General features: G+C 70.8%; 7 protein-coding genes. 3 read left to right on the plus strand and 4 right to left on the minus strand.

Features of this window, described 5'->3' with window-relative positions; genetic code table 11:
* Positions 1-43: 43 nt before the first annotated feature.
* Positions 44-490, plus strand: a complete 447-nt coding sequence (locus B0F77_RS39200; protein WP_086668125.1) for a Calx-beta domain-containing protein — start codon at positions 44-46, stop codon at positions 488-490.
* Here the strand turns inward: B0F77_RS39200 and B0F77_RS39205 are convergent.
* A complete protein-coding gene (locus B0F77_RS39205; RefSeq protein ID WP_245849246.1) occupies positions 468-3,251 on the minus strand; it encodes an AfsR/SARP family transcriptional regulator in 2,784 nt (927 codons plus the stop codon). The genes B0F77_RS39200 and B0F77_RS39205 overlap by 23 nt on opposite strands.
* A gap of 101 nt (positions 3,252-3,352) precedes the next feature.
* Here B0F77_RS39205 and B0F77_RS39210 point away from each other — a divergent pair, with 101 nt between their 5' ends.
* The gene (locus B0F77_RS39210) at positions 3,353-4,789 is read left to right on the plus strand and encodes an FAD-dependent monooxygenase (protein WP_086668126.1); all 1,437 of its coding nucleotides are present in this window, start codon (positions 3,353-3,355) and stop codon (positions 4,787-4,789) included.
* 52 nt (positions 4,790-4,841) lie between these two features.
* Here B0F77_RS39210 and B0F77_RS39215 read toward each other — a convergent pair whose 3' ends face one another.
* The 3 genes from B0F77_RS39215 to B0F77_RS39225 all read right to left on the minus strand — a co-directional run bounded on the left by B0F77_RS39215 (position 4,842) and on the right by B0F77_RS39225 (position 8,133).
* Positions 4,842-5,291: a hypothetical protein gene (locus B0F77_RS39215; protein ID WP_086668127.1), complete on the minus strand. Its 450-nt coding sequence runs from the start codon at positions 5,289-5,291 to the stop codon at positions 4,842-4,844.
* 69 nt (positions 5,292-5,360) lie between these two features.
* On the minus strand, positions 5,361-6,824 hold the full coding sequence (gene crtI / locus B0F77_RS39220; RefSeq protein WP_086668133.1) for a phytoene desaturase family protein: 1,464 nt from the start codon (positions 6,822-6,824) through the stop codon (positions 5,361-5,363).
* Positions 6,825-7,059: 235 nt separating this feature from the next.
* Entirely contained in the window at positions 7,060-8,133 is a 1,074-nt protein-coding gene (locus B0F77_RS39225; RefSeq protein ID WP_086668128.1) for a polyprenyl synthetase family protein, read from the minus strand.
* Positions 8,134-8,276: 143 nt separating this feature from the next.
* Between B0F77_RS39225 and B0F77_RS39230 the strand changes: the two genes are divergently transcribed.
* A partial coding sequence (locus B0F77_RS39230) for a squalene/phytoene synthase family protein (RefSeq protein ID WP_158102947.1) occupies positions 8,277-8,477 on the plus strand: 201 nt, incomplete at its 3' end.

Here is an 8,477-nt window from a genome sequence, read left to right on the forward strand (position 1 = left end):
CTGTCTCCGTTGAACGGAGCCAGACCTGCCGAAGGGGTGGTCGATGAAGACGATCATGGTGTTGTTGCTGCTGTTGCTCGGAACCGTGCCCGCGCACGGGGTAACGGACTACGCCCTGCCGGACTGCCCGATCGTCGTGGACGCGATCGACGGGCCTGTGCACGAGTCGACGGAGCCCTACGCCGCGCTGGTGAAACTGCGCGAGTGCGAGACGAAGCCGAACGTCGAAGCGATGCGGAACGACGAGGCGAACCGGAACGTCGAGGTGTCGTACAGGTTCGTCGACGGCACCGCGAAGCAGGGTGAGGACTACCGCGCTCCGCAGAGCGGAACGGTCACGATCAAGGCGGGCCAGACCTACGCCGAGGTGCCGTACACCGTGCTGCGGGTGACGGAGGAGAAGAAGCAGTTCACGCTCCGGATCACCGCGGTGAAGCCGGGCCAGGTCGGCAAGGCGGTGGCCGTGTTCACGATCGCCGGCAGGAGCTGAACAGCGTGATCGCCTGAGCCCAGTGCCGGGCAGCCTCGGTCCACCGCCCGCACCGGCCCTCCAGGCCGGCGAACGTGCGGTGGACCTGGGCCTGCTCGAACTCGTCCGGTGCCTGGGCCCTGGCCGCCAGCGCGGCCGTGAGGTGGTCCCGGGCGGCGGCCAGGTCGCCGAGGGCGAGCTCGGCCTCGCCGAGGTGGCGCAGGGTCTCCGCCTCGCGGTGCCGGTCGCCCAGCGTGCGGCACACCACGAGTGCGCCGGTCAGGCATTCCCTTGCCACGGTGGGATCTCCGAGCGCGAGCTGGGTGATGCCGAGGCCGGTCAGCGCGTCGGCCTCGAAGCGGTGGTCGGTGATCTCGCGGCTGATCCGCAACGCGTCGCCGAACCAGCGCAGCGCCGGTTCGAGATCGGCGAGCTGGTGGAAGGCGTTGCCGAGCGACATCAGCGTCGCCGCCTCCAGCCGCGGGTTCCGCTTGGCGCGGAACGTCTCCAGCGCCGCGAACAGCGGTGAGGCGGCGAGGTCCGGCCGGCCCATCCGCACGTAGGTGTAGCCGAGGTTGCGCCGGGCCAGCGCCACGCCGACCTCGTCGCCCGCGGCGCGGTGCACCTCCATCGCCGCGGTGTAGGACTCCAGTGCGAGGTCGAACTGACGCAGCTCGGAGTGCGCGTTGGCGATGTTGTTGTGCAGCCGTGCTTCTCCGCGGAGGTCGCCCGCCTCGCGCACCAGGGCGAGCGCTTGTCGTTGCACCACCATGGCTTCGGCGGTGCGCGAGGTCATCTGCAGGGCGATGCCCAGTCCCCGCAGCATCTCGGCCTCGGCTCGTTGGTCGCCGAGCGCGTGGGCGGCCCGCACGGCGTGTTCGCACTGCTCGACGCGGGCCGCCCAGTTGCCGCGTGCCTCGAAGTAACTCGTCAGCAGGTACGCCAGCTGCCACGTCTCGCGGTGCAGGCCCGAACATGCCGCCAGCCTGATCACGTGCAGCAGGTTGTCGCGTTCGGCGTCGAGGTAGGTGAGTACTTCCAGGCGGTCCGCGGTGAACGGGAGATCGTCGCTGTGTGGCCGGGTGACGAGGTCGTGGCGCGGGTTGAGCACTTCGTTGGCCGCGTGGACGATCGTGAGGTACCGGTCGAGCAGGTGCTCCACACCGTCGCCGATGTCGCCGCTCTGCCGGGCGAACAACCGGATCAGGTCGTGCAGCGCGTACCGGCCGTTCCCCATCTCGCTGACGAGGTGTGACGCGACGAGCTCGTCGAGGCCCGGACCCATCGCGTCGGCGAGGTCGGCGGGAAAACTCGCACCGGGATGTTCGCCGAGCACGCGGAACAGCCGCGCCGCCTGCGGGCTCAGCGTGCGGTGGGCGCTGGCGAACACGGTGCGGACCGTGCGATCGTCGCCGTCGACGGTCAGCACGTCCAGCGGGTCGTTGCGGGTCAGCTCCCGCACGAGGTCCGCGATCCGCCGGCCGGGCCGGATCGCGAGCCGTGCGGCCGCGATGCGCAACGCGAGCGGCAATCGTCCACAACGGACAGTGAGTTCGGAGGTCGCGGCGGACTCCGCTCGCACCCGCGGCTCGCCGAGAATGTCGGTCAGCAGGGCATGTGCTTCCGGCTCGCTCAGCAGGCCGAGGCTCACCGTGTGCACGGCGTGGCGGGTGCCGAGCGCCGAGAGCGTGTCGCGGCTCGTGATCAGCAGCAGGTTCCCCTGGTCGCCGGGCACGAGCGGCAGCACGTCCCGCGCCCTGCGAACGTCGTCCAGCACGATGAGCACCCGCTTGCCGTGCAACAACGTCCGGTACAGCGAGGCCGGATCGGCCGGCACCCGGTCGGCCGGGACGCCGAGGCCGTGCAGCATCTCGCTCATCGCCTGGGCCGGCGTGAGCCGTTGCAGGTCCAGGAACACCTGCCCGTCCGGGAACAGATCGGCGACGCGATGCGCCCACTCCACCGCGAACGTGGTCTTGCCGACGCCCGCGACCCCGGAGACCACGACGATCGGCGGCAGGCCGGCGAGCGCGGCGAACTCGGCGGCACGGCCGGTGAAGTGACCGGCGCGGGCGGGCAGCTGGGCGGGTTTCGCGCTGTGCAGCACGGGATCGCGGCGGAGGATGGCGGTGTGCAGGGCGGTGAGGTCGGGGCCGGGGTCGACGCCGAGCTCGTCGGCGAGCCGGTGTCTGAGCCGGCGGAACGCCTCGAGTGCGTCGGCGTGCCTGCCGTCGAGGTGCAGCGCCCGCATCAGCAGGCCGACCAGTCGCTCCCTGGTCGGATGGCCGGCCACCAGCCGTTCCAGTTCCTCGATCGCGTTCTGGTGGTCGATCCGGTCGGCCCAGTGCGCCTCCAGCGCCGCGATCCGCTGTTCCCGCAACCGTTCGATCTCCGCACGGCCCCACCCGAACAGCTCCGTGCCCGCCAGCGGCTCGCCCCGCCACAGGCCGAGGTCCCTGGTGCGGCCGAACGTCTCCGCGTCGACGGACGCGTCGAGCTGGTAGCCACCCGGCTTGGTCATGAGCGCGCCGGGCATCCCGCAGTCGGCGAGCGCCTGCCGCAGTCGCGCGACGTGGCTGTGCAACGACCGCACGGCCGTGCGCGGTGGATCGTCGCCCCACAGCACGTCCACGAGACGGTCGATCGAGACCGGCGTGCCGGCGCGCAGGGCGAGCACGGCGACGATGCTGCGCTGCCGGGCGCCGCTCAGCACCGCGCGGCCGTACGGGCCGCACACCTCGACCGGTCCGAGGATCCGGACCTCACCACCTGAGCCGCCCACAACGCGTTACGTTAGCCCGCGTATATCGCTTGCGGCATCACCTGGACGACCCCACAATCGGCCGCCGACATCTCCGGGGCGAGAAGACGAACGGGTGGTTCATGTTCGATGTGATCATTGCCGGATGCGGGCCGACCGGCGGGATGCTGGCGGCCGAACTCCGGTTGCACGATGTGCGGGTTCTGGTGCTGGAGAAGGAATCCGAACACGTGTCGTCGTTCGTCCGCGTGGTGAGCCTCCACATCCGCAGTCTCGAACTCATGGCCATGCGCGGACTGCTCGATCGTTTCCTGGAACGCGGCCGGCGGCGTCCGGTCGGCGGTGTCTTCTCCTCGATCCCCAAGCCCGCGCCCGAGGGCCTGGACTCCGCGTACTTGCTGGGCATCCCGCAGCCGGTCGTCGATCAACTGCTCGAAGCTCATGCGCTCGAACTGGGTGCGCGGGTCCGGCGCGGTCGCGCGGTGACCGGTTTCGAGCAGGACGACGAAGGCGTCACCGTCGAACTGGCCGACGGAGAACGACTGCGAACCCGTTACCTCGTCGGCTGTGACGGCGCGCGCAGCACCGTGCGCAAACTGCTCGGCGTCGGTTTCCCCGGCGAGCCCTCGCGCAACGACACGCTGATGGGCGAGATGGCAGCGACCGCGCCGCAGGCGGAGATCGCCGCCAAGGTCGCCGAGATCCACCAGACCACCAGGGTGTTCAGTTTCGGCCCGTTCGGCGAAGGGATCTATCGCGTCGTGATCCCCGTCGCGGGAGTCAGCGAGTCACGTGCGGAACCGCCCACCATCGAGGACTTCCGGCAGCAGCTGCGCGCCATCGCCGGAACCGATTTCGGCGTGCACTCCCCGCGCTGGCTGTCCCGGTTCGGCGACGCCACCCGGCTGGCCGAGCACTACCGCGTCGGGCGGGTGCTGCTGGCCGGCGACGCGGCGCACATCCACCCGCCCGCCGGTGGCCAGGGCCTGAACCTGGGTGTGCAGGACGCGGTCAACCTCGGCTGGAAGCTGGCCGCGCAGATCCACGGCTGGGCGCCCGAAACACTGCTCGACACCTACCACGCCGAACGTCATCCGGTCGCGGAAGCCGTGCTGGAGAACACCCGTGCCCAGGTGGCGCTGCACTCCGCCGAACCGGGCGCGCAGGCCGTGCGCAGGCTGCTCACCGAGCTGATGGACTTCGACGAGGTGAACCGGCACCTGATCGAGAAGATCACCGCGACCGGCATCCGTTACGACTTCGGCCCAGGCCCAGACCTGCTCGGCCGCCGCCTGCACGACGTCGAACTGAAACAGGGCCCGCTCTACGACCAGTTGCGCCGGGGCCGCGGCCTGGTGCTGGACCGCACCGAACGGCTGACCGCCGACGGTTGGTCGGACCGGGTCGACGTCATCGCGGATCCCACCGCCGCACTGGATGTTCCGGCCCTCCTGCTGCGCCCCGACGGGTACGTCGCCTGGATCGGCGAGCACCAGCAGGACCTGAACGACCACCTCGCCCGCTGGTTCGGCGCACCGTCACCGGTCAGCCGGGCGTAGGACTGTCGGTGGTGCCGAAGTCCGGCACCACCGACAGGCTGTTCTCGGCCCTTCAGGCGTAGGGATTGCGGCCGGAAAGCCCGCCCACCTTGCACGGGCCGTTCGCGGCGTCACGGCAGACCACAACGCCGAAGTAGGTGATCGAATCACCGCTGATCGACCACTTCAGGTCGTTGTACTTCGTGTTGTCCTCCTTGTCGCAACCGGAGTAGTCGTACCGCCGCGTCGGCGTCGTGTCGGGGTGCAACGACCCGTTGTAGAACAGGAAGTAGGCGTAGACCGGCTTGGCGTCACAACCCCAGTCCGACACGATCAGGTCGATGTTCGCGATCGAACTGCGCCCGGTCCAGTCGAACGACGCCCCGGCGTACCCGTAGTCCTGCGCCGAGTAGATGAAGTCCGACACGGCGGCACTGGCCGGCGGCGTGGCCAGTACGGCGGCCGAGAGCGCTACCACGGCGGCGGCCGCGACCCGGCCGGCGATCTTGTTTCTCGAACTCATGGCGGGCAGTCAACATCGCTCCGCCCCACCAGCAGAAGCTATTGCGTCTGCGTGCAATACCCCCGCGCTTCATCCCCGGCGCAGTCGGCCCGCGGCGAGTCTCCCGGAGATCATCACCGGCGGGATGCCGACACCGGGGGTGGTGCCGCTGCCGGCCAGCACGACGTTGCCGTCGCGGAACGGCAGGTTGCCCGGCCGGAACGGGCCGGTCTGGCCGAAGGTGTGGGCGGCGGAGAACGGGGTGCCTGCAGCCTGGCCGTCCCGCGCCCAGTCGTCCGGTGTGATCACGGCGAGCGGTTCGGGGTCGACGAGGAGCTTGCGCGCGGACATCTCCTCGACGAGCTCGGACGCGTACCTGTGCGCGATCGTGTCCCAGCGGATCGCGGCGCTGTCCAGGTTGGGGCAGGGGGCCAGCAGGTACTGCAGGTGCCTGCCTTCCGGCGCAAGGGTGGGATCGGTGAGCGTCGGGGTGGTCAGCAGCAGCGACGGATCGCTCATCACCCTGCCCTGGCGGATGATCTCGTCGAACGTGCCGTTCCACTTGTCGCCGAAGGAGATCGTGTGGTGCGCCAGGTCGTCGGCGACGCGGGCGGCACTCAGGTGCACCACCACCGCGGACGGCGACCAGCGCAGCGGCCGGAGCCGGCGTGGTTCGCCGTGCAGCAGCCGGGTGCTCTGGGCTGGTCCGGTGGCGAGAACGACGGCGTCGCAAGGAAACCGGTCGTCTGCGGTGCGCACGGCGGCGACCCGGTGTCCGGTGCGTTCGAGCTGCTCGACCTCCACGCCGTAGTGGAACCGGACCCCTGCCCGGGAAGCCGCGTCGGCCAGGGCCTGTGGCACGGCGCGCATGCCTCCGCGCGGGAACCACACGCCGGCGACGGTGTCCATGTAGGCGATGACGGCGTAGGCGGCGAGGGCGTCTCGTGGTGCGACGCCGGCGTAGAGCGACTGGAAGGTGAAGACGCGCCGCAGCCGTTCGTCGTGCAGGAACTTCCCCACGGCGCGGGCAAGTGAGCCGAAGCCGCCGAGCCGGGTGAGCGTCAGCAGTTCCGGTCCGACCAGGTCGAGCGGCGAGTCGAAGCTCGTGCCGATGAACGTGTCGCGTTCGGCCTCGTAGAGCGTGGTGAGCCAGGCCCGCAGGTCGCGGTATCCCTGTGCCTCCCGACCGCCCGCGAAGTCGTGCACCGCCTGTTCCATGCGGTGCGCGTCGGTGTGCGCGTCGAGTGCGGTGCCGTCGGCGAACGTCGCGCGGTAGGCGGGGTGCAACGGCAGCAGTTCGAGGTGCTCCTCGCGCCGCTGCCCGACCGCCGCGAACGCCTCGTCCAGCAGTTCCGGCATGGTCAGCACGGTCGGGCCGGTGTCGATCCGGTGGCCTGCGAGGTCGAGGCGGCCGGCGAGCCCGCCCGGATGCTGGTGCCGTTCGAGCACGGTCACCTCGTGGCCCGCGCCGCGCAGGTGCAGCGCCGCCGACAGACCCGCGAGACCCGCGCCGACCACGACCACGCGGTCCGTGCGGCCTTTCACCACGTGCACCACTGCGTTCTCCTCGGTCAGGTCGTCCGCGTGACGGCACGGCTTGCGAGACCCGCACCTGTGCCGCCATCCACCACAACGCTCAGCCCGGTCACGTCACCCGCGCCGCGACACGACCCGCGAGACCCGCACCCATGCCGCCCCACTGCGTTCTCCTGGCTCAGGTCGCCCGCGCCACGGCACAGCCCGCGAGACCCACACCCACGCCGCCACCCAGCACCATCACCCTGCCCGATCACATCGCCCGCGTCACGGCACGGTTCGCGAGGCGCATCAACTCGTGGCGCGCCTCGTCGTCGATCACCGCGCGCTCCAGCGCCGCGAGACCGGAGTCGGCCAGCGCGGAGATGTGCTTCTCCACCGCAGCAACGGCACCGAGCTCCACCAGCAGCGCCCGCACGTCGTCAACGGTCCGTTCCCCAACAGCCCCGCCCTCAAGGCAGCGCCGCAACAGCCTCAGCGCCACGGGCCTGCCTTGCGCGCGCGAAAGGGCGATCGCCATCAACGGCGTCCGCTTGCCCTCCCTCAGGTCCTCCCCCACCGGCTTGCCGGTGACCGCGGCGTCGCCGAACACGCCGATCAGGTCGTCCCGCAGCTGGAAGGCCACACCGATGTCGTGACCGTATCTGCGCAGGCAGCGCACGACGTCGTCGTCGGCACCGGCCAGCGCGGCGCCGAGGTGCAGCGGCCGTTCGACGGTGTAGGCGGCGGTCTTCAACGCGGCCACCCGGACGGCGTGCTCGAGCGACTCCTCCCGCCGGGCGACGGCCAGCAGGTCCAGGTGCTGGCCGGTGATCATCTCGGTCCGCATCGCCTGCCACGGCTGCCAGGCGCGGCTCAGCGCGTCGGCGGGCAGGCCGGCGGTCACCAGGGCATCGTCGGCCCACGCCAGGGCGAGGTCGCCGACCAGGATCGCCGCCGAGTCGCCGTACTGGCGGGCGCTGGCCGCCCACCGTTCGTGCCGGTGCCGGGCCGCGAACGACTCGTGCACCGAGGGCCTGCCGCGTCTGGTCTTCGAGCGGTCCATCACGTCGTCGTGCACCAACGCGCAGCACTGCAGCAGTTCCAGCGCCACCAGTGCCCGTACGACGGCCTCCTCCTGCAGCCCACCGGCCGCCCGCCAGCCCCACCAGCCGAAGGTCGGCCGGATTCTCTTGCCACCGGCCAGGATCAACTCGCGGAGTTTCGCGGCGAGCTCGGGTGCGTGGTCCTCCCTGGCGCGCAGGAAGTCGTGCAGCGCCTCGTCGAGGAGGACGCGGAAGTCGTCCACCCGCGAGCGGCAGGCGTCCACGCTGGTCAGCAGCGACATCGGCGGTCCCTCGGGAGTCGGTGGGATTTCGGTGTTCCGAGCTAAGCAGCGCGGCCGGGGGTCTGCATGATGAGCGCCGCCGTCGTGCGCGGAGCAACTCCCCGACTTAGCGTTGAGGCACGTTCTCCTTGAAGGGGCTGCTGATGTCGGCTGAGCGCGAACTGGACGCCGCGGGTGTCACCGCACCGGCGCTGCGCGACGCGTACCGGCGCTGCCGTGCGCTCAACGCACAGCACGGGCGTACCTATTACCTGGCAACGAGATTGCTCAGCCCGGAGCAACGTCCCGCCGTCCACGCGCTGTACGGGTTCGCCCGCTGGGTGGACGACGTCGTCGACGACGTC

It is taken from the genome of Lentzea kentuckyensis (assembly GCF_002150765.1).
GTDB classification, from domain to species: Bacteria; Actinomycetota; Actinomycetes; order Mycobacteriales; family Pseudonocardiaceae; genus Lentzea; species Lentzea kentuckyensis.

Excerpts from the sequence above, each read along its gene's own strand:
- B0F77_RS39215 (WP_086668127.1), bottom strand. The coding sequence starts at position 5,291 with ATGAGTTCGAGAAACAAGATCGCCGGCCGGGTCGCGGCCGCCGCCGTG.
- B0F77_RS39200 (WP_086668125.1), top strand. The coding sequence starts at position 44 with ATGAAGACGATCATGGTGTTGTTGCTGCTGTTGCTCGGAACCGTGCCC.
- B0F77_RS39210 (WP_086668126.1), top strand. The coding sequence starts at position 3,353 with ATGTTCGATGTGATCATTGCCGGATGCGGGCCGACCGGCGGGATGCTG.
- B0F77_RS39225 (WP_086668128.1), bottom strand. The coding sequence starts at position 8,133 with ATGTCGCTGCTGACCAGCGTGGACGCCTGCCGCTCGCGGGTGGACGAC.